This window comes from Agarivorans litoreus (assembly GCF_019649015.1).
Taxonomy (GTDB): domain Bacteria; phylum Pseudomonadota; class Gammaproteobacteria; order Enterobacterales; family Celerinatantimonadaceae; genus Agarivorans; species Agarivorans litoreus.
In genome coordinates this window covers 1,113,903-1,133,039 of record NZ_BLPI01000001.1, presented here as the reverse complement: position 1 = coordinate 1,133,039, position 19,137 = coordinate 1,113,903, and the positions used below count along the sequence as shown (strand labels likewise).

Here is a 19,137-nt window from a genome sequence, read left to right as displayed (position 1 = left end):
AAAGTTCTTTAGCGGTTACCGCGAACCCACGGACTCACCTCTTGCTGATAAAAATCGGCAAGCTTGGCATGAAGGTCTTTGCTTAAAGAAGTTTGGCCTGAGTATTGGGTATTTTGTTGAATTTGCTCCGGTTTGCTTGCTCCCGTAATTACGCTGGTTATTTGCGGATGGTCAAGTAGCCAACGAATTGCACACTCTGCAATAGCTAAGTTTTCAGGAAGCAGCGCTTTAAGCTGTTCAAGCAAGTTCAAAGCTTTATCTAGCGGCAAACCAGCGAAAGTTTCCCCTACATGAAAGGCTGCGCCATCTCGGTTATAGTGGCGGTGATCAGTTTCGTCAAATTGTCGTTGCGCGGTAACAGCGCCACTTAATAAACCACTGGCATAGGGCAAACGGGCAATTATTCCCACTTGTTGAGCTTGAGCTAAATCGAGTACTTCAGCTACAGCGTCTTGTCTAAATAGGTTAATGATAATTTGTAAGCTGGTTAAAGCCGGGTCTTTTAAACACAACTTGGCTTCTTCCATCGACTCTACACTTGCGCCGTAGTGCTCAATCAAGCCTTGTTGTTTAAAGTCGGCTAACCAAGTGAATATTTCACCATCACTAAGTATCTGGGTGGGAACACAATGCAGTTGAATCAAGGGCATGCTGGTTAAACCTAGCCGCTGTAAACTGGCTTCGATGCTTTGTTTAACTGTTTGTTTAGTGTAGTTATTCGGATACAAATTTGCATCTCGGCCAAGCTTGGTCGCAATGGTTATATCTGAATGCTGCTGGTAAAACTGCCCCAGTAATCGTTCGCTAAGGCCAGCACCATATACATCGGCGGTGTCATAAAAACGCACGCCGCTTTGGTAGGCCTGCTCGAGAATGGTCGTTGACTGTGCTTCGCTTACAGGGCCAAAGTCACCGCCTAATTGCCAGCAGCCTAAACCAATTTCACTTAATACTAAGCCGCTTTTACCTAACACTCTGTTCTGCATTGTTGATCCTGCTTGGTTATGTTTTAAAGCAGTGTAAGCGTTTTATGTTGTTTGATATTTAGCTAGTATTAAAAATAATTGTTCAGAAATTTGGATTAATATGTTCGCTGGGTTAGTCGATTTTGTCACCGTAGTTGAAACCGGCAGTTTTACTGCTGCCGCCGATAAGCTGCATAGCTCTAAAGCTAGCATTAGCCAACGAGTGAGTGATTTAGAACATCGTTTAGGAGTGCAGCTTTTATATCGTTCGACCCGCAAGCTACGTTTGACTGATGCCGGAGAGAGTTACTATCAAAGCTGTCGTCAAGGCCTAGAGTTGCTGGAAGATGGAGCTCTAGCAGCCCAACAGCTACAACATCATTTACAAGGCAAGATAAAAATAAACTCCTTAGGCGGCATTTTTGCAGAGCAATGGCTGGCGCCGGCTTTGCTTACGTTTCGCCAAGAACATCCAAACATCGATATCGAGCTAGATTTGTCGTCACAACGAGAAGACCTATTGAGCTCTCCTTTTGACATTGTATTTCGAATGGGAACTTTGCCCGATTCGAGTTTGCAGGTAAGGGTGTTAAGCCAGTTAAATACGCATGTGGTCGCTAGCCCTGAGTACTTAGCGGCTAATGGCTTGCCCAAGCACCCCGAAGAGTTGCGTCATCATCAGTGTATTTGTGGCACGGTGTCGCAGTGGCCTTTTCAAAAGAATGGGCAAAAGTTGTTGGTGTCGGTGAGTGGCTCGTTTGCCTGTCCTAATGGACACGTACTTAAACAAGCCGCCATGGAGGGTTTTGGTTTTATTCGTACTCACGATATGTACTTGCGTGACGCGCTAGAAGCAGGCCAGTTAAAAACGGTGTTAGAAGATTGGCAGGTAGTAAGCCAGCCGTTATGGATGGTGTTTCCTCCGGCACGTTATCGCTCGAAACGAGTAACTAAGCTAGCTGATTGGCTGGTAGACTATGCCAAAAGGCAAGCCATTTAGCTTTTGTTAGCGATTGGCATCATTAACGCTATGTGCTTTAAAGCATTCAAGGATTAAACATGAGTAATTCCACCCCCAGTAGTGATATAAGCGAAGCTGAATATCAGCAGCACACGATGCGCTGGGTGAAAGATTTTGTGGTTGAATACAATATTTGTCCTTTTGCAAAGCGCGAATTAGAGCGTGGCAGTATTCGCTACCAAGTAGCGATGAGCGACGATATTGAAGAGTTATTGCAGCAATTAGTTGTAGAATGCCAGATCTTAGATAATCAGCCCGACGTTGAAACAACCTTGTTTATCACCCCCAGCTTAGGCTGTTTTGATGACTATTTAGATTGTTTGCATTGGGCGGAGAAGATCATAAGCAAACAAGGCTATGATGGCGTTTACCAGCTAGCTAGTTTTCATCCCGACTACTGTTTTGCTGGAGAAGCAGATACAGCGCCAAGTAACTATACTAATCGTTCGCCTTATCCGGTATTTCACTTAATTCGTGAAGCAACGGTGAGTCGCTTAACTCGACTTCATCCTGATCCTGAAGGGATCCCTGAGCACAACATTGAGCTTACTGAAGAACTGGGGATTTCATCACTAAAACAGATTTTGGCGAGCTGTAAATTGTAGATTAGAGTATATATTTTATCTTATCGCTTTGAAATTACTAAGTTATTTGCTTATGCTTTGCCAGCAAATTTTACAGGAGGTGATATGTCTTTAACGATAACTGCGGCCGAAAAAGCGATTTTGGCGGATTTGTCTATTCCCCCTCGGCCTCAAGTTTTGTTAACGATTACTCAAGAAACAAAAAAAGCCGAGCCCGATGTAGCGGTTATTGCCGAGGCAATAGCTAGCGATGTGGGGATCTCTGGTGCGGTGTTGCAAATTGTTAACTCTGCTGCGTTTCGTCGCTTAAACGAGATTAAATCGATTCACCAAGCGGTGATGACCTTAGGCATTAATCGGGTATTTCCTATTGTTAAAGCGGTTGCCTTAAAAGGGGCAATGCCAGCCTCTAAAGTATTGGATAAATTTTGGTTAGAGGCTAACTTACTGGCTAGTTGCGCAGCGGCTACGGCTGAAGAGCTAGGCTTTGAATCGGCCAAAGATAATGCTTATATGCTGGGTTTGTTTCATCAGGCTGGCGTGCCGGCTTTGCTGCAGTCTTTCCCTGAATATGAAAACTTACTAGCCGAGGCCAATGACATGGGATGGTCTCATCTCGCGGAACGTGAACGCAGTGAATATGGCACAACTCATGCCACTGTGGCTGCACTTATTGCACAGCAATGGAGCCTGCCTAAGGTGATGATAGAAGCCATTTATTATCAACACGATGCAGATGGCTTATTTAGTTCTCAAGAGCTAGGTAAATCATCGCTGCTAATGTTAGCAATACTAAAAATAGCGCGTATTGTTGCTTACCGTAAATTGGGAGTAAGCAGTGAAGAGGAAGCTTGGCAGGAGAGCTACGACGGCTTGTTAGCTTTCTTGAATTTGGAAGATCAGCAGTTAGAAGACACCTTAAGTGCGGTGCTAGAGGCGCAGGCATAAAGAATTGTGTTTTAATTAATTAAAAAAGGCTAGCTGAGTAAGCTAGCCTTTTTACTTTTGGATCGGGTTAGAACGTATACGCTAAGTCGACACCCCAGTTACGGCCTGGCTGGGTGTAACGATCTAAGCCTTGATGGTCAGATGGTTTGCCGTCTAGGTCGGTGTAGCTCCAGTATTTTTGGTCAAGCGCATTAAATAAGCCTGCTCGCAATACGAGGTCGTTCACCGGTTGGTAGTAGGCAGTTAGGTCTAACAATGCATGACCAGGTGCGTGGGCGTTGTTTTCGGTAGACCAGTCGCCTTGTTTCTTGGCTGACACCATGGTTAGGTTAAGTTGGCTACCCCAAAGCTTGTCTTGGTGGTCGTAGCCTAAGCCCCAAACTGCAGTAAGCGGTGCAACAGAATCTAGCGCGCTGCCGTCTTCTTTATTTTTGCCTTGTGCGTAGGCAACGCTTAAGCGGCTGTAGCTACCTTTAGGTGCCCCAAAGGCTTCATCTAACCAGTAGTTACCTTTAAACTCCACACCATAAATTTCAGCTTCACCAATGTTTTCATTGATGGTGATACCCGCTGGATAGCTTGGATCACTGTAATCAGTTACTGATTGAATGAAGTTGGTGTAGTCATTGAAGAAACCCACTAACTCCATGCTAGATGCTGCAGTATTGGTACGTAAACCTAACTCGTAGCTTTGGCTCTCTTCTGGTTGAAGGTTAGGGTTAGACAAGGTGGCATAACCGTGGCCGCTGTTATCAAAGGCGTAGTAAAGTTCTTCAAGGGTAGGGGCTCTAAAACCTTCGCTATATTGAACAAATGTACTAACTTGTTGATTCCATTGATATACCGCGCCTAAGCGTTTGGTTAAAGCATCACTGTTATGCTCTTCAAAGCCGCTGCTGGCATCTGGTGTTGCTTTGTAGTCGTCGTAACGTAAACCAGCGGTAACCACCAAGCGTTCATCCATTAAATACATGTGATCTTGAATAAAGATCCCGCGCTTTTCGGCTTCTGCTTTAGGCACTTCTGGTGCGCCTGGATCTACCGTTCCTGTGTCGTAATAATGGGTGCGGTATTCCAATTCAAAATCACTATTAATAGCCGTTAAACCATAGCCAATTTCGTGGCTGCTGTGGTCAAACTCCAGTAGTTTGTTGAACTGAGCATCAAACTGTAACGAGCTATCTTCACCGTTACGTTCACGATTCCGGCTACCGTATAAGTCGGTAGTATCGTAGTTATTGTGCTCTGATTTACTTTGCTGATGGCTTAGTTGCCAGAACAAATCATCAAATGCGGCATTGTTGGCTAGCCATGTGTGGTTAATGCCTACACGGCTGCGAGTGTCTTTGTCTTCGCCAGTTACATTTGTGTAGGTAAAGCCTGGGAATATGCTATAGCCTTCGTTACTAAGGATGGTTGACTTAGATTCGCGCTGGAATAGCTCAGCCACTAAGCCAAAAGTATGTGCATCATTTAAGGCGTAGTTAGTTTTTAGGAACAGGTTGTGAGAGTCAAAGTCGAGAGGATCGGCTTGCCCGCGGTCTCGGCCATTTATGTCTTCACCTGAAGAATGGGTTTTAGTTTCGCTGCCATCACGGTAGGTGTAAATGGCTAAACCTTCCCATTTTTGATAGCGCTTAGCGAGCTCGACGGTGGCTTTATATGCTTCATTTGAACTACCGTAGCCGGTTTTAAGCGCAACATGGTTGCTGTCGCCTTCAGCTAGTACGTCTTCAGGGTTTTTGGTTCTTAGTAATATTGCGCCGCCTAAGGCGTCACTACCGTAAAGGCTAGAAGCAGGGCCCTTGTTAATTTCAACGGCACTTAGGGTGTCAATTTCATAAGCGTTTGGCCCCTTGTTCATTACATCGCCACCAGGGTTATAGGCAGTGGGTTGCTCGATGCCATCTACCATTAGCTTAATTCGGTTGCCATCTAGGCCACGAATATTAAAGCCACTAGTGCCAAAACGGCCTTGTCCAGTAGGGGTTACGCCGGGTTCGTAACGAACAGCATCATTTAAATCATTAGCCATTTGCTGCTCTAGCTGCTCAGAGCTTACCGAGCTAATGCTAGAAGAGATGTCTTTGACCGATTGCTCGGTACGGGTTGCTGATACCACCACTTCGTCAAACATGGTGCTATTTGTTTCGGCATAAGCGAGAGGGCTAAGGCTAAAAATTACTGCATTAGCAATTAGAGTGCGATTGAATGCTTTCATGGTTTTCAGGCTTGTTCCTTATCCTGTTAAGTTTTAATTAGGCGGTACTATACATAATACGAATGAGAATTAAAATCATTTGCATTTAATTATAGTTTTGTAAGTAGTTAAAATTAGAAGGGCTGAATATGGGAATATCTTGAGTTGGCATTAAAGCTCTAACCACTAATTGATTTTATCTAGAAGAATTTGTGTAGCTAGCCAAGCAGGTTAATGGTGTTTATATAGCTGTTTGATTTGGCAGAATATACTAAGCTTTAAGCACACTACGCCAAGCTTTGATGATTGGTGAAAATAACGCTGTATAGCGACTTAAACCTAAGGATGGAATTGAAGTGTTACAAATAAAGCGTGTTGTATGTTTAACCTTATGCGTGTTGTTAGTTAGTGCATGTAAATCCGTGGGGGTGGGTTCTGGTTTCGAGGAGCGCCCAGTTACCCAGGTTAGTGAGCCCGCCAGCAAGGTTCAGTTTAATGATGCCTTAGTATGGCTAGACAGCGCCCAACAGGGAAAGCGAGGTGTACGTTTTTTAAAAGGAGAGTATCCACTTAGTGCTGAAGATGATGAGTATTGGTACTTTCAAGCTCCGTCGGTAATTGAAATGGCAGTGCTCGAGGGGGGAAATGTTGTTGGTGGTAAAAAGATGCCCGGTGGGTTAATGCTTGCTAAAGAGGAGCTAGCCACGGTACCAGCCGGTGCTTATATTGATAATGAGACTGACAGCAAGATATTGGTGCTAAAAATGGGGCGTGACTTCATGGCCTTAAAAGGTGAAAAGTGGCAAAAGCAGTAAAGTTAAGCGCTTGCTTAAAGAGGCGCTAAGGCCTCATTAAGCAAGCTAGTTTCATTACAACAGCGGCACCGACATTAGGGTGTCGTGAGCAGTAATAAACAGGTATTTTTCATCGGCCGACAGAGTACAGTTAGCGGTTAAACGTCCGGTACGTATTTTGGCAAGTACTTCCCCTTTTGGGGAGAACAACCACACTCCACCTGGCCCTGTGGCAAAGATGTTACCGCTAGAATGAACCGCCATTCCATCTGGTAAACCTTGTTCTCCAGCTACACCAAGTAACGCTTTGGCATCGTGAAATATCCGCTTGTTGCTAATACTACCGTCTGGGTTTACATCATAAGCTAACCAGCGTGGATGTTTGTCATCAGACACCGCCACAATTAAAGTTTTTTGGTCAAGCGTTAAGGCAATGCCATTTGGGAAGTTGACGCTGTTGTCTAGTAACTCAAGCTCGCCATCTTGGCTTAGACGATAAATCCCTTGAAAGTCTAATTCTTTGCGCGAGTCATTCATGCCTGAATTTAGTCCATAAGGAGGATCGGTAAAGTATAAGCTGCCATCGTTGTGGTAAACCGCATCATTTGGGCTGTTTAAGCGCTTGCCTTGGTACTCGCCAGCCAGCGTAACAAATTTACTTTGAGGTTCGTTTAAGGGGGCATCCATGAGTGCTACACGGCGGTCACCTTGTTGAAGTAGCACCAGCTGTCCCTGTGGGTTTAATAACAAACCATTAGAGCCTTGTCCGTAGTCTCCTTCCTGTAGGCCTGTTGCACCAGAGTTTTTTAGATAAAGCTCGGTACCTTTATTAGGTTGATACTTTACGATGGTGTTATTGGGGATGTCGGAAAATAGCAAAAAACCATGTTGTTCAATCCATACTGGCCCTTCTGTCCAGCGATAGCCCTTTCCACGAATACTAATCTTGGCGTCTGCCGCAATAAATTGTTTTGCTTGTGGGTTAATCAACTCGATTGAGCCGGTTGTTTCCGCGGCATCGGCGATGGAGAGTTGATCAGAGGTAGTTGAACAAGCGCTAGCAAGCAAGCTAGCGGCTAAAACAAAGGCAGTTCTCATTTAGTATTCCTTTATATGATGAGCAATAAATACTTCTGGTTAACTAATTTGTTAAATTGGTTTTCCATTTTGTTGCTGTGATTCAAAGAATACAAGTTATTAACCTAAGTGTTTCTGCTTAAGTCTCGTTTTTGCTGCGCTTTTTTACTAAATCTCGCAAGATTACCTTGATAATTGGTTATCCAGTTGGGGAGAGGAATAGGCGTTCAATGATCTTCTAAGCTTAAACTGTTCGCTTTGAGCGTCGCTGGCTCAGTAAAAGCAATACCAGTCCTAAGCTAATTAGCCACCAAGTCTTCGGCTCCGGCACTGTTACAGGTGCTAATGAGCGGCCGGTTAGTGCTTCGCGTTGAATACTAACCGTGTGGTTATCTGTCTCGAAGTTGCGACCAAAAAAGCGGATAGCGGTAATTTTGTCAGCATTGCTTTCGGCGAATAGATTAACGTAACCATAGGGTTCACGTTTGTTGCCTTTAACGCTAGTAGGGCTACCGTAATGGTCAGGTTCTAGCACAGCAGCATCAAGAATTTGGTTGGTTTTAAAGGACAACTGCTCAGATTGGGTGGTAATACTCAGTTGATTGCCATTGTCTCCAGCACTCCACCAAAAGCCAAAGTAGCCTACAGGCTGATCAAAAATGAGCTGAACGGCACTGTTATTTGGAATAAATAAGTATTTACCCTCGCCATGTGCACCACCATAAACGCCAAAATCAGCCACCTTGGCTTGGCCTTTATCTATCGAGTATTCACCAAAGGCATTTTGGTAGCCATTACTGAGTTGGGATGAAGTTAAATTGTCGAAGTTTTCTGTATAGCTAGGTCCACTAATTTGTGAAGTTTGGATGCCAGGAGCCTCGATGGTGTAAATAATGCCAGCATGGCTTGAGAAGCTAATACAAGCAGTGATGACTAAAGCATGCGATATAGATTTCATATAAACCTCGACAACTAAATTTAAGCACTGTTTAGTGCGTAGTTAAGGTGTTATATCCAGTTTCGTGCCAATGTTTATAGTGCCTTTTATTACAAAGGTTTAGTGCCAAAAATTGCTTGCTTCTAGCTTTATGGAGCGAGCTGCACTTAGCTGTTTGCAAATTGCAAAAGCCGGCTGAATACAGCCGACTATTGGTTTATTGGATGGCTTTTAAAGAGAGGGTTAGAGAAAACTTGGCCACTACTTCGTCGCCGCTAATAGAGGGGCAGGTAGCATTAATCGTTACGGCTTGGTTTACTCGCTCACCGCTTTGCATGGTTTGCTCGAGCATTTGGTCAATGAGCTTACCGTCGGTACAACTAAAGATAACGTCTGCTTCCGGGCGCTTTAAAAACTGCCCTTCAACCGCCTTAAACGCTAGCGATACTTTTTTGCCATATTGTTCGGCTTTAGCTATCGCTAAGAAGCCTCCGGCTACGTCTGCGCCAACCGCTAAGGTTCCAAAGTACATACTGTTAAGGTGGTTTTTGGTTCGGCGTTTAAGGGGGATCTTTACAATAACCTTCTGTTCATCCATCTCAAGGATCTTAGGACGGCAGTACCAAATCAAGGGTACTTTGAACATACCAAACAAACTCAACATCAAGTTGGCTTTACGAACACTGGGAAGCATAACTTTTCCTTGTTTAAGAGGTCTTACCAGTAGAGCTTGTTGTTAACAAAAAGTCAACATTTGTTGCTTGGCGGATTAAAAATCTGACCAACCTGCACCTACAATAAAGTGCAGGGTGGTATCTTCTGGGCCTCTGGCAATATCTATCCCGGTGCGCAAATTAAAGCGCCTAGCCATTAAATAACGAAAACCTAGGCCTTTAGCATAGCGGTTAGGCGTGTCACCTAGGTTTTGCTCTGAACTAAATGCTTGCCCAACATCGCCAAATACAACCGCAGACCAGCGTGCATCAAAGTCGTAGCGCAGTTCACCTTGTAAAGTCGCCATGCGCTCGCCTTGGTCACGCAAGCCGGTATGCCGCGCATATCAATAAAGGGCAGGGCATAATAAGGTGTATCGCCATGGGCGCTGGAGGCCGATAAACGCATAGAGCCTTGGAAGCTATTGCCTAGATAACTAAAGCCAGAAAACTCACCAGAGGCGATTGAGTAATCATTGTCACCGCCAAAGTAGTCAGCGTGTTTAGCATAACTAATATTGCCATATATACCTTGGTTAGGGCTAAACGAGTTATCTCGAGTATCGTAGTTAAGCAGCAGGCTTACTCCGCCATCCTTCATGCTTAGCTGAGGCTTTGAGTAATCGGGCAGGTTGCCAATAGAAAACTCACTGTCACTATTTAAAAAGGTGTATTTGGCTCCAGCAAACCACGGGCTATCGCCCAAGCGAAAACGGATTTGTTGCAGTAAGTAACTGCCTTTTAAGTTTACTCTAATGGGAATATCGCCTTTTGCCTCTTCGCTGGGCAGGCGAAAACTATCAATATTGGCATCTACACCCGCAATTGCACCGATGTAGCGAATACTGTCTTGCTTCCAGATTCCCATGTGAAACGCCCCCGCGCCTCGAGTGCCGTTTTCTGTCGCTAGCCCTAATAAACCCGACACACTAGGCGTAAGTTTTAGCGGGGCGTTGGGGTCGTCTGGCTGTTCATTTTGCCGTTCTTCATTTTCATGAAAAAACGCCAATACTAAACCACCGCCGTAACCCACCGCGGGGTCGGTAATAATGATGGGAACCGGCAAAAAACCTACCGCGTTATCTACTAGCCATTGGCTTGCATCCATACGGCCGTCGCTAGGTCCACAAACTGTTCAAAAAAATCAGCTTGGCTATGTCCAGAAGAAAGAATTAGCGGTAAAGCTAGGGCTAAAGAAGAAAGGCGCATATTTCATTCCTTGAAATAGTGGGCACTATAATATCAAACACTTAGTTAGAGTTTAGCCAGTCGCTACTTAAAGCGATAGCTTGTTGCGGTATTTAGTATGGGGAGCTAGAACGAAAAAAGCCTGCATAAATGCAGGCTTTTTAAAGGTGGTGCCCGGAGGCGGAATCGAACCACCGACACGAGGATTTTCAATCCTCTGCTCTACCGACTGAGCTATCCGGGCGACGGGCGCTATTAAACGAATTTTGCCGGTTTAAGTCAACCGAAATCAGTAAAAAAAATGAAATAATTGAGCTTCGATTAAATGGCGCACAATAACTGGCAAAAGAATAAACAAAAAGGTGGCCTAAGCCACCTTTAGATAGTTTGGATACTTAAGTGATGGGTTTCACTGTTCTCTGTACTGGCAAAGGGTAAATGCCGATTAGAGTGGGGCTAGTTAACGTGGTGAGCAAACTATTGGCTAGCAAATGGGTATATTTGTTGCCGTTCCCGAGTATTTTTCACTGTAATAAGTATATTTAATATAAAAGGGTGAGTGTTTGTCTATATTGCGTAATTTTAGATTTTGATAGCAATGATTGTTGTAGTTGGGTTGTATTTAGGGTGAAATAAACCAAAGTTGAAATAATGCTTAAATTTGGAGGTAAGTAATGCGCCTTGATCGCACCGATAGAAAGATTTTAGATTTGATGCAGAACAATGGGCGAATTAGCAATTTAGAGTTAGCAGAGCAAGTTGGCTTATCTCCGTCACCGTGTTCACGGCGGGTAAAAGCCTTGGAGGACGCCGGGCTCATTGCTAAACACGTTACCTTACTTAACGAAAAAAAACTCAACCTAAACCTTACCGCTTATATTCATATCTCTATGGATCGGCATACCCCAGAGCGTTTCGAAAATTTTCAGAAAATTATTAGTGCCTATGAAGAAGTTATGGAGTGTGCGTTGGTAACTGGGACGGATGCAGATTACCAGCTTAAAGTTGTGGTAAGAGATATGGAGCATTATCAAGCGTTTTTGTTGGGTAAACTAACCCGGATAGAGGGGGTTACTGGCGTGCGCTCTAGCTTTGTGCTGCAGCAGGTGTTTAGCCACACAGCCTTGCCTTTATCGCAGATAAAATAAAAGCGCCGATTGGCGCTTTAACTACTTACGCTTGTTGGCGTTTTAAGAAGGCCTGGCGGCATCCTTCATAGTTATCAATTAGCATGTCACTTTCGGCTTTTTCGTACGGAAGCAAACTGCCCAGCACCATGCGTTTTTGGCCTTTGCCTATAACTTGGCCATCTTCGCTGATAGTAAATTTAAGCAAGGCTACGCCGCGTTTTCCATTGGGAATAAACTCACCGCCAACAAACTCTAAATGTGGAGAGCGAGTTGGTAATTGCTCGAAATGCAGGCTCATGTTTTCGTAAATCACTAGTGGGCGCTTACGATTCAGCATTAAGCCTTGTTCTTCAAGCAGAGGGACTAATATGTGCGGAAAGTTACGCCCAGAGAAGCGCACGTAGTCAGAAATAATATCGCCAATAATCTCAGCATCTTTTAGGTTTTCACCGCTGCGTTCTAATTGCAGATATTCTTTACCGTTGTTATCTACGAGTAAGCAGTGTTGTTCTTGTTGTTTAATACTTAGTGGTACGCCATCGGTGACCATGCCGGCAAAGGTAAATTGCATGTCTTGGCTTAAACCAAGCTCGTTCAACATTACTGAGAATAATAAATCACCAGGAACACAGAAACGCGAAGAGTCTGCATCGTGAATGGCATTAAAGTCGTTAGCGACGCCTTTGGCAAAATCACAAGCTTGCTGTCTGCTAAATACAAACTGCTGATCTTCTCGACTAAAATATTGGTTTAAATTCATAACTCACTTTCTTTGCATGATGCGGCGAGCGGCGATTTTAGCAAATATTAATAGATGGGTGGTCATATCAGTATAAAAAAGTTTTTTTTGCTTTTTCTCGTACGAATATTCTAGCTCCAAACTGGTGCTTTTTACTAAGCAACTCTTTTCACTGAACTAATTAATTTTATCCACAATGAGACAGTGTACTAAATTGAGTTATTTGTCAAAAAAAGGCTTTGCAAGCTTTTAAATCTGCCCTACCTTTATATAGTAGAAAAAAATTAGTGGCTAAATAAAGTGCTTTCTATGTTTTGCTGGTTAATCATAGACACATGGAATGAGTGGGTAAGCTATGGCGAAAAAATCACGCTATTTCGGAAGTATTGTTCTAGGTGCAGTAATTGTGCTTGTGAGTGGGGCAACTACTTGGGTAGCCTTGTTTGACAAAGCCGCTCCCTCATACCAATTGAGCTTTAAGTTTCATCGTCCTGATGGAATTACTACAGTAAACGTAGATTGTGAGAATCTACATTATTCTATTCGTCAAACCTATCATGAGCAGCTTAACGCTATCGAAGCGGTGCAGCAGTTGTCGATGTTGGTTTGTTCTGATATTTATGCGCTACTACAACAGGTACCCAAGCAACTGGCTTCTCCGTATTCTGGTGAACGCAGTTCAGAAAAGCTGATTCGTTGGACGCAAGGGGATGAGGTTTGGCAATGGAGTTGGCAGGATAAGTATGATCCTTCACTACGTCCCGTTTTCACGCAGCTTGACAGTTTGATGCGCAGAGTGCCCGACTCAGCTTTAGCGGGTGGTGTGAATATTATCCCTCAGCTCCGTTAACCGCTACTAATGACAGCGCTTGGCTATTTAAGCTGTTAAGGTAAGGTAGTATGGCGTTGGCAAGTTTTTCTGAGTCGTGGCGTACAATATCGCTGTCTTCATCAATTAAATCTGCATAAATTAACTGATAGTTTTTATCTAAAGCTTCTAGGTCGTCTACTTCTACCACTTGCGCACGTTCTAAGTTGTAGCTGGCAATCATTTCGTCATTAGGTATGTGGTTATTAACCACGATGGCGTCTAAAGGGCGACCTAGATAGTGTTCTAAATCAGAAATGAAATGCTCTAGGTTGTAGCCATCTGTTTCACCAAACTTCGTCATAATGTTGCTTACATAGACTAGTTTAGCTTTGCTATTTATTATTGCTTCTTTTACACCTGGAACTAACAGATTAGGAATAATACTGGTAAATAGGTCGCCAGGACCTAATATGATAGCTTCTACGGTATTGATACGTTCGATCACCGGAGGGTAAACCCTAACCTGTTCTGCATGGTGCGGTACCAAAAAAACGTTGGCTATTTTTTCTCGTTGGTCACCACGAGGAAGATCAATAGCGCTCTCTCCAAAAATACGCTCACCGCTAGTAAGTTCTGCAACTAGGGTGGACTTATCAATGGTGACCGGCAAAATTTCGCCTTCAACATCAAGCATTTGTGCTAAGCCTTGGATGCCCTCGGAAAAAGAACCACTGTATTGGGAGAGCATGGTAAGCAGCATGTTACCTGCGCTATGCCCAGACAGGCGTTTACCTTTAGTAAAGCGCTTTAGTAAAAGCTTACGGGCAAGCTCCCGGTAGGGCGACAGGGCCAATACACACTTCAGGATATCGCCTGGTGGCAATATGCCTAGTTCATCACGCAACCTGCCCGTGCTGCCGCCGCTATCGGTCATAGAAACAATAGCGCTAATGGCTAATTGATCGGCATCTCTAAGAGCGGATAACAAAACAAAGTGGCCGCTTCCACCACCAATGGTAGCAATTGATAATGGCTGTTGTGGGGAATTAGGTCTCACTATCTACTCCGAGATGATTGGGCATTCCAACATGGATTTTAGGCTCTTGGGCTTGTGTTCGATTTATGCAAAAAAGTCGAACACAAGCCCGTTAGTATCGAACTTCATGCAGTTGCAAATCTTAGTTGGGACTATACATATTCCCTTAGCCTAATTGAGTTTAGTACACTAAACAAAGCTTCTTTGTTTAGCAACGATACTTCTGTCATGGTCTTGACATCAAAGCGTCACTTTTTAGTCAAATATGCCTTTTAGATTAGCCATAACAGGGATGATGTGGCGTAAGTGATGACAACTAAACAGTTCTATCAAAGCCTATGGCTTTCTGATATCCACCTGGGATGTAAAGATTGTAAGGCCGAAATGCTACTGCAGTTGTTAAAACAAACTAAAGCTAAGCGCATTTTTTTAGTAGGAGACATTGTAGATGTATGGGCCTTAAAGCGGCGTGTATATTGGCCGGAGTCTCATAATCAAGTATTACAGTATTTTATGCGTTTGGCTAAATCAGGTTGCGAGTTGGTATATATTCCGGGCAATCACGACCAACTGTTCAAGGCTTATCACGGCATTGATCTCGCCGATGTGACAATTAGCACACAGTATCGCTATACCAGCATTACTGGCAAACAAATATTAATTATCCATGGTGACCAGTTTGACGAAGAAGTCTGTTTTGGACGCTTTTATGCCAAGTTGGGCGATCACCTATACGACTTTTTGCTATTTCTTAATCGCTCTACCAGCAAAATTCGCCATGCATTGGGTTATCCCTATTGGTCGTTGGCGGGTTATGTCAAATCTAAAATTGCCAAGGCTAGTGAAGCCATTGCTCGTTATCGTCAAGCCGTTGTAAATGAGGCCGTCCGCCAAGGTGTGGATGTGGTGATATGTGGCCACATTCATCATCCAGAGTTGAGTAAGTTGCAGGGTGTTGTATATGCTAACGATGGAGATTGGATTGAAAACTGTACCTTATTGTGTGAAACCATGGATGGTCGGCTGCAATTACGCCGCTGGGATGACCGTTTAAAAACTTCGGTGGAGCTAGAATCGATTAATCTTGCTGAGCCTCAAGTGCTAAGTGCTGAAAAAGTAGCTTAATTGCTCATTAAATTAGCAGTTGTGCGAGGATTGAAAATTTTTTCACTCTGGCCGTTGACAAGCAGCGTGAAAATCCGTTTAATAGCGCTCGCTCGATACAGCGTATCAGCAGTACCAACAGTGTGCCGATTTAGCTCAGTTGGTAGAGCAACTGACTTGTAATCAGTAGGTCGCCAGTTCGACTCCGGCAATCGGCACCATCCTTTTAAAGCCTCGTCTTATGACGGGGCTTTTTCATTTCTAGCGCTTTCGTTTTAGCTATTTGGCATTTTGCTTAGGCTGGTTTATGCTGCTTTTCCAGAAAAAGTATAGAGGAAGGCGCATGCTTAAAGCCCTAAAAGAATTCTTACAGGCTACGGTGGAGGGAGCTGGCAATTCTGAGCTACCCAACGTAGAACTGGCAGCAACTACTTTACTAGTGCAATTAAGCCAGAGTGATAACCAGCAAAGTAACGCCGAGAATGCGGTAATACTTCGAAAAATAAAACGGCTTTTCGATCTGGATGATAACGAAGCAGAACGCTTATTTTTGCAGGCGCAAACACAAGCCAATCAAGCTATCTCAGTGTTTGATTTTACTCGTTACGTAAAAGAGTTAGATTATCAGCTTCGTTACCAATTTACCGAAGCGCTGTGGAAGGTTGCCTATGCAGATGGCGTTATCGACCCACAAGAAGAGGCGCTTATTCGCCAAGTGTCTGATCTAATCTACCTTAGCCATAGTGACTTTTTAAAAGCCAAAATGTCGGCTCAGCCTTCTATTTAACTGCTTAAGCCCGATTTCAGATAATAGCTGTGACATTCATGGAAAGGTAGAGAGGTAGAGAGGACAGTTTTCAAAACTCGCTTATTTGTGTGCGAATTTTCGCCGCTGTAGCGGTTTTTATCGACAATTTGTTGGTTCTTTGTACGCTTAAACAAAACCACACGATAAACCCTTTACCTTTAAACTGGCTTATGTATAATTCGCTTCGGTTGCAGGGGCGTAGTTCCAATGGCAGAACGTCGGATTCCAAATCCGAATGTTGGGAGTTCGAATCTCTCCGCCCCTGCCAATTTCCTTTCTCGTAATATCCCATAACGTCTTTTAGCATTAGAAAATAAAGCAAATTTCAAATCGTTGTCCAAAGACGCCTTATTGCATCCAGTAAAACTTTTTATTTTATGTAAGCCCTGATGTAACCCTATAGTCATACATCTGCGAGGGGTTACTAAAATGCCTCGAAAAGTAGTTCCGTTGTCTGCCACGCAAGTTGCGCAAGCTAAAGCAAAACATAAGGAAAACAATCTTAGCGATGGCGGAGGGTTGTTTTTACGTGTATGGCCAAATGGCGCTAAAGCTTGGTGTCTTAACTACGTGCACCCAATAAAAAAACACGGCCAAAAATATCACTTGGTCAGTATCCAGCTGTGAGTCTTGCAGACGCTCGTAAAAAATCACTTCAACAAAAGGAAATTTTGGCAGATAGCCTTGATCCCATCGCCCAAAGCGTGAGTTGAACCGGCAGCTAAATGCTAATACCTGCAAGTCATTTAGCGCTATTGCCTTGCACCGTTCCCTTGGTGACAGGCCTACCGTTAGAAATAAACCACTGCCTAATTTGGTAGAATTGTTGATCAATAAAAAAGTACTTTTCGTTGTAAAGGTATTGATACAAAGTCGCTATGCTTGTATTTGTTTAAGTATCGTTTCGTTTCATTCAATTGGTGCAAAGATCACTAGTGTTGGTTGCAAGTGATAATTAGTATTCTCAGTTACTATCGTTCATCCAGCATAAATCTCCTTGATATTGTGGAAAGCCGAGGCTTTTCACTGCAACTTAGTAAACCAACGCTGTTACCTTTGAGAGTGTTGCAAGAAGAGGAGAATGCTTTCTAATCGCTACCATATTGTTAGGCCATAGCATTACTCTTAACAATTACTTGGGTGGTGCAATGGGTGAGACCAACCGCAAACCTTGGTGTAACTTACGTTTAAGTGTAAACAGTTTGTTTGCGCTTAACTCATTTTTGTCGATATTTGCAGTGGGTAATTGCAGCCTCGATGCTACGCTGGTATCGCTATCTGCGGGCAATTGTTAGCAGGGAACCGAGAAGTGTAATCGTTACACAAGGTTCAACAAGGTTCAACAAGGTTAAGCAACAAACATAAGCAATACTAGCGAATTAAAGCAGCGTTACCAAGAGTGCAAAAGCGCAAGCATAAGAGCAAGTTGGTTTAAACCTAAGTGGAGCAAAAATGATTGCTGCCGAGTTTACAATTGATTCACATCTAATAAGCGGCATTTAACTATAAAATACACATAAAACATACGGTTAAACACTTTGTTTACATAAAAAATTAACACCATCTAAGCTTGACAAAGTCGGCAACAAGTACAACAGTAATACAGCAATATCTTACTTATCAACAAACCGGTCTGTAGGTTTTTCGCCAGACTCGCTGGTGCTTGCTTACTGTTTTTGACCGACAAGGAGAGTTACATGTCGCACGATAAACACGAGAATTTAAGTCCTTACGAACAGTTTAATATTGAGTTACCTGAAGATTTTCCTGAACAAGGAATGGCGGCTCGAGCCGCTGCTGCTCTAGTGAAAAGTGAATGTTGGACAGACGCTAACCCGATGCTCAATCTGTCTTCATTTGTGACCACGTTTATGGAGCCAGAAGCTGTAGAAATATTTAAAGATGGCTCATTTAGAAATTTTGCTGACCCTGACATGTACCCTCATACCAAAGCCACAGAAGCTAAATGTGTAAAATGGTTACACGGTTTATGGAATGGTCCTTCTGATGTAGAACCTTATGGTGCAGCAACCATTGGTTCTTCTGAAGCGTGTATGCTGGCTGGTCTTGCGCATAAATGGAATTGGCGCCAAGCTCGTGAAAAAGCGGGTAAAGATGCCACTAAACCAAACATGGTAACTGGCGGGAACGTACAAATTGTTTGGAAAAAATTCCTAAAATATTTTGATGTAGAGCCTCGCATTGTTCCGTTAGAACCGGGTCAATACCGCTTAACAGCCGATCAACTAGATGAGTATGTAGATGAAAACACAATTTGTGTTGTGGCTATTGCAGGGCAAACGTTTACCGGTGAGGATGACGATTTTCAAGCTATTCATGATTGGTTAGATGCTTACGAAGAAAAAACAGGCATTTCAATTCCAATGCATATTGATGGGGCCTCTGGAGGTTTTGTTAATCCTTTCCTTTACCCAGATTACAAATGGGATTTCCGCTTACCTCGCGTTCAATCTATCAACGCCTCTGGTCATAAGTTTGGTTTAGTGCCTCCTGGTCTTGGCTGGGTTATTTTCCGCGAGCGTGCGGTGTTTAATGAAGACTTAGTTTTCTACGTTAACTACCTCGGTGGAGAAGCTGCTACAGCTACGCTTAACTTTAGTAAAAGCTCTGCAACCGTTCTGGCTCAGTATTATAACTTCTTGCGCCTTGGTAAAGCCGGTTACACGCGAATAATGAAACAAACCGTAGAAAATGCCGAATACTTGAGAGACCGTTTAATCGCCACGGGCAAGTTTAAGGTAATGAATGAGACTCAACGTATTCCTGTAGTTGCTTTGACTCTTGAAGATTCAATTACTAAATATAATGAGTTTGATATCTCTAACAAGGTTCGTGAACGTGGGTGGATATTATCAGCTTATTCTATGCCCGCTAACGCACAATCTGTAAATAGTTTACGTATTGTGGTTAGACCTCATCTAAATCGAGATTCAGCTGAAATTCTAGCTCGAGACATAGAAATGGCTTGTGAATATTTGGAAGAGCATGGCGGTAATGCAACTCCTCCTGAATTACATGACCCTCATAAAACTTCATCTGGTAAGTGTTAATCACTAATCAC

The 19,137-nt window shown here is 43.5% G+C and carries 20 protein-coding genes, 3 tRNA genes and 1 pseudogene; 13 read left to right on the top strand and 11 right to left on the bottom strand.

The genetic code is table 11. The features are described from left to right. Positions 1–8 precede the first annotated feature (8 nt). A complete protein-coding gene (locus K5L93_RS05265; protein WP_220718781.1) occupies positions 9–986 on the bottom strand; it encodes an aldo/keto reductase in 978 nt (325 codons plus the stop codon). A 100-nt stretch (positions 987–1,086) separates the two neighbouring features. Here K5L93_RS05265 and K5L93_RS05260 point away from each other — a divergent pair, with 100 nt between their 5' ends. From K5L93_RS05260 to K5L93_RS05250, 3 genes are all read left to right on the top strand, one after another. Beyond that, positions 1,087–1,965, top strand: coding sequence for a LysR family transcriptional regulator (locus K5L93_RS05260; protein ID WP_220718780.1), 879 nt, complete (start codon positions 1,087–1,089; stop codon positions 1,963–1,965). Positions 1,966–2,024: 59 nt separating this feature from the next. Further along, positions 2,025–2,591: a DUF1415 domain-containing protein gene (locus K5L93_RS05255; protein WP_220718779.1), complete on the top strand. Its 567-nt coding sequence runs from the start codon at positions 2,025–2,027 to the stop codon at positions 2,589–2,591. Between the two features lie 84 nt (positions 2,592–2,675). After that, positions 2,676–3,518 carry an HDOD domain-containing protein gene (locus K5L93_RS05250; RefSeq protein WP_220718778.1) on the top strand — a complete coding sequence of 281 codons (843 nt, stop codon included), beginning with the start codon at positions 2,676–2,678 and terminating at the stop codon, positions 3,516–3,518. A 67-nt stretch (positions 3,519–3,585) separates the two neighbouring features. Here the strand turns inward: K5L93_RS05250 and K5L93_RS05245 are convergent, their stop codons facing one another. Then, complete coding sequence (locus K5L93_RS05245) at positions 3,586–5,739, bottom strand: TonB-dependent hemoglobin/transferrin/lactoferrin family receptor (protein WP_220718777.1); 2,154 nt, start codon at positions 5,737–5,739, stop codon at positions 3,586–3,588. A 335-nt stretch (positions 5,740–6,074) separates the two neighbouring features. On the opposite strand from K5L93_RS05245, the gene K5L93_RS05240 reads away from it, so the two are divergent. Next, a complete protein-coding gene (locus K5L93_RS05240; RefSeq protein ID WP_220718776.1) occupies positions 6,075–6,533 on the top strand; it encodes a hypothetical protein in 459 nt (152 codons plus the stop codon). Between the two features lie 54 nt (positions 6,534–6,587). Here K5L93_RS05240 and K5L93_RS05235 read toward each other — a convergent pair whose 3' ends face one another. From K5L93_RS05235 to K5L93_RS05210, 7 genes are all read right to left on the bottom strand, one after another. Continuing rightward, a complete protein-coding gene (locus K5L93_RS05235; protein WP_220718775.1) occupies positions 6,588–7,610 on the bottom strand; it encodes an SMP-30/gluconolactonase/LRE family protein in 1,023 nt (340 codons plus the stop codon). A gap of 223 nt (positions 7,611–7,833) precedes the next feature. After that, positions 7,834–8,547: an Npun_F0296 family exosortase-dependent surface protein gene (locus K5L93_RS05230; RefSeq protein ID WP_220718774.1), complete on the bottom strand. Its 714-nt coding sequence runs from the start codon at positions 8,545–8,547 to the stop codon at positions 7,834–7,836. Between the two features lie 196 nt (positions 8,548–8,743). After that, positions 8,744–9,220 (bottom strand): DUF4442 domain-containing protein, encoded by a 477-nt coding sequence (locus tag K5L93_RS05225; RefSeq protein ID WP_040307680.1) that lies wholly within the window; start codon positions 9,218–9,220, stop codon positions 8,744–8,746. A gap of 75 nt (positions 9,221–9,295) precedes the next feature. Then, entirely contained in the window at positions 9,296–9,547 is a 252-nt protein-coding gene (locus K5L93_RS05220) for a hypothetical protein (RefSeq protein ID WP_220718773.1), read from the bottom strand. Further along, positions 9,445–10,347 carry a BamA/TamA family outer membrane protein gene (locus tag K5L93_RS05215; protein WP_220718772.1) on the bottom strand — a complete coding sequence of 301 codons (903 nt, stop codon included), beginning with the start codon at positions 10,345–10,347 and terminating at the stop codon, positions 9,445–9,447. The genes K5L93_RS05220 and K5L93_RS05215 overlap by 103 nt, the downstream gene beginning before the upstream one ends. After that, positions 10,326–10,448 (bottom strand): hypothetical protein, encoded by a 123-nt coding sequence (locus K5L93_RS20160; RefSeq protein WP_281422541.1) that lies wholly within the window; start codon positions 10,446–10,448, stop codon positions 10,326–10,328. Before K5L93_RS20160 ends, K5L93_RS05215 begins: the two co-directional genes overlap by 22 nt. Positions 10,449–10,595: 147 nt before the next feature. Next, positions 10,596–10,671 (bottom strand) — tRNA-Phe (locus K5L93_RS05210). A 430-nt stretch (positions 10,672–11,101) separates the two neighbouring features. On the opposite strand from K5L93_RS05210, the gene K5L93_RS05205 reads away from it, so the two are divergent. Continuing rightward, positions 11,102–11,575: an Lrp/AsnC family transcriptional regulator gene (locus K5L93_RS05205; protein ID WP_016403897.1), complete on the top strand. Its 474-nt coding sequence runs from the start codon at positions 11,102–11,104 to the stop codon at positions 11,573–11,575. 25 nt (positions 11,576–11,600) lie between these two features. Here the strand turns inward: K5L93_RS05205 and K5L93_RS05200 are convergent, their stop codons facing one another. Then, complete coding sequence (locus tag K5L93_RS05200; protein WP_220718771.1) at positions 11,601–12,317, bottom strand: DUF3581 family protein; 717 nt, start codon at positions 12,315–12,317, stop codon at positions 11,601–11,603. Between the two features lie 334 nt (positions 12,318–12,651). Between K5L93_RS05200 and K5L93_RS05195 the strand changes: the two genes are divergently transcribed. After that, positions 12,652–13,146: a hypothetical protein gene (locus tag K5L93_RS05195; RefSeq protein WP_220718770.1), complete on the top strand. Its 495-nt coding sequence runs from the start codon at positions 12,652–12,654 to the stop codon at positions 13,144–13,146. Here the strand turns inward: K5L93_RS05195 and K5L93_RS05190 are convergent. Next, entirely contained in the window at positions 13,127–14,164 is a 1,038-nt protein-coding gene (locus K5L93_RS05190) for a gluconeogenesis factor YvcK family protein (RefSeq protein ID WP_220718769.1), read from the bottom strand. The two genes, K5L93_RS05195 and K5L93_RS05190, sit on opposite strands and share 20 nt — an antisense overlap. Positions 14,165–14,452: 288 nt before the next feature. On the opposite strand from K5L93_RS05190, the gene K5L93_RS05185 reads away from it, so the two are divergent. From K5L93_RS05185 to gad, 7 genes and pseudogenes are all read left to right on the top strand, one after another. Further along, complete coding sequence (locus K5L93_RS05185) at positions 14,453–15,268, top strand: UDP-2,3-diacylglucosamine diphosphatase (RefSeq protein ID WP_220718768.1); 816 nt, start codon at positions 14,453–14,455, stop codon at positions 15,266–15,268. Positions 15,269–15,392: 124 nt separating this feature from the next. Further along, a tRNA-Thr gene (locus K5L93_RS05180) sits at positions 15,393–15,468 on the top strand. 122 nt (positions 15,469–15,590) lie between these two features. Next, positions 15,591–16,034 carry a tellurite resistance TerB family protein gene (locus K5L93_RS05175; RefSeq protein WP_220718767.1) on the top strand — a complete coding sequence of 148 codons (444 nt, stop codon included), beginning with the start codon at positions 15,591–15,593 and terminating at the stop codon, positions 16,032–16,034. A 213-nt stretch (positions 16,035–16,247) separates the two neighbouring features. Next, positions 16,248–16,323, top strand: a tRNA-Trp gene (locus tag K5L93_RS05170). 161 nt (positions 16,324–16,484) lie between these two features. Further along, positions 16,485–16,768, top strand: a pseudogene (locus K5L93_RS05165) (Arm DNA-binding domain-containing protein). 435 nt (positions 16,769–17,203) lie between these two features. Next, positions 17,204–17,350 carry a hypothetical protein gene (locus K5L93_RS05155; protein ID WP_220718764.1) on the top strand — a complete coding sequence of 49 codons (147 nt, stop codon included), beginning with the start codon at positions 17,204–17,206 and terminating at the stop codon, positions 17,348–17,350. Between the two features lie 402 nt (positions 17,351–17,752). Next, positions 17,753–19,126, top strand: a complete 1,374-nt coding sequence (gad, locus tag K5L93_RS05150; RefSeq protein ID WP_220718763.1) for a glutamate decarboxylase — start codon at positions 17,753–17,755, stop codon at positions 19,124–19,126. Positions 19,127–19,137 lie beyond the last annotated feature (11 nt).

Coding starts and splice junctions, on each gene's coding strand:
- K5L93_RS05265 (WP_220718781.1), bottom strand. CDS start 986: ATGCAGAACAGAGTGTTAGGTAAAAGCGGCTTAGTATTAAGTGAAATT.
- K5L93_RS05260 (WP_220718780.1), top strand. CDS start 1,087: ATGTTCGCTGGGTTAGTCGATTTTGTCACCGTAGTTGAAACCGGCAGT.
- K5L93_RS05255 (WP_220718779.1), top strand. CDS start 2,025: ATGAGTAATTCCACCCCCAGTAGTGATATAAGCGAAGCTGAATATCAG.
- K5L93_RS05250 (WP_220718778.1), top strand. CDS start 2,676: ATGTCTTTAACGATAACTGCGGCCGAAAAAGCGATTTTGGCGGATTTG.
- K5L93_RS05245 (WP_220718777.1), bottom strand. CDS start 5,739: ATGAAAGCATTCAATCGCACTCTAATTGCTAATGCAGTAATTTTTAGC.
- K5L93_RS05235 (WP_220718775.1), bottom strand. CDS start 7,610: ATGAGAACTGCCTTTGTTTTAGCCGCTAGCTTGCTTGCTAGCGCTTGT.
- K5L93_RS05230 (WP_220718774.1), bottom strand. CDS start 8,547: ATGAAATCTATATCGCATGCTTTAGTCATCACTGCTTGTATTAGCTTC.
- K5L93_RS05225 (WP_040307680.1), bottom strand. CDS start 9,220: ATGCTTCCCAGTGTTCGTAAAGCCAACTTGATGTTGAGTTTGTTTGGT.
- K5L93_RS05220 (WP_220718773.1), bottom strand. CDS start 9,547: ATGGCGACTTTACAAGGTGAACTGCGCTACGACTTTGATGCACGCTGG.
- K5L93_RS05215 (WP_220718772.1), bottom strand. CDS start 10,347: ATGGATGCAAGCCAATGGCTAGTAGATAACGCGGTAGGTTTTTTGCCG.
- K5L93_RS20160 (WP_281422541.1), bottom strand. CDS start 10,448: ATGCGCCTTTCTTCTTTAGCCCTAGCTTTACCGCTAATTCTTTCTTCT.
- K5L93_RS05205 (WP_016403897.1), top strand. CDS start 11,102: ATGCGCCTTGATCGCACCGATAGAAAGATTTTAGATTTGATGCAGAAC.
- K5L93_RS05200 (WP_220718771.1), bottom strand. CDS start 12,317: ATGAATTTAAACCAATATTTTAGTCGAGAAGATCAGCAGTTTGTATTT.
- K5L93_RS05195 (WP_220718770.1), top strand. CDS start 12,652: ATGGCGAAAAAATCACGCTATTTCGGAAGTATTGTTCTAGGTGCAGTA.
- K5L93_RS05185 (WP_220718768.1), top strand. CDS start 14,453: ATGACAACTAAACAGTTCTATCAAAGCCTATGGCTTTCTGATATCCAC.
- K5L93_RS05175 (WP_220718767.1), top strand. CDS start 15,591: ATGCTTAAAGCCCTAAAAGAATTCTTACAGGCTACGGTGGAGGGAGCT.
- K5L93_RS05155 (WP_220718764.1), top strand. CDS start 17,204: ATGGGTGAGACCAACCGCAAACCTTGGTGTAACTTACGTTTAAGTGTA.
- gad (WP_220718763.1), top strand. CDS start 17,753: ATGTCGCACGATAAACACGAGAATTTAAGTCCTTACGAACAGTTTAAT.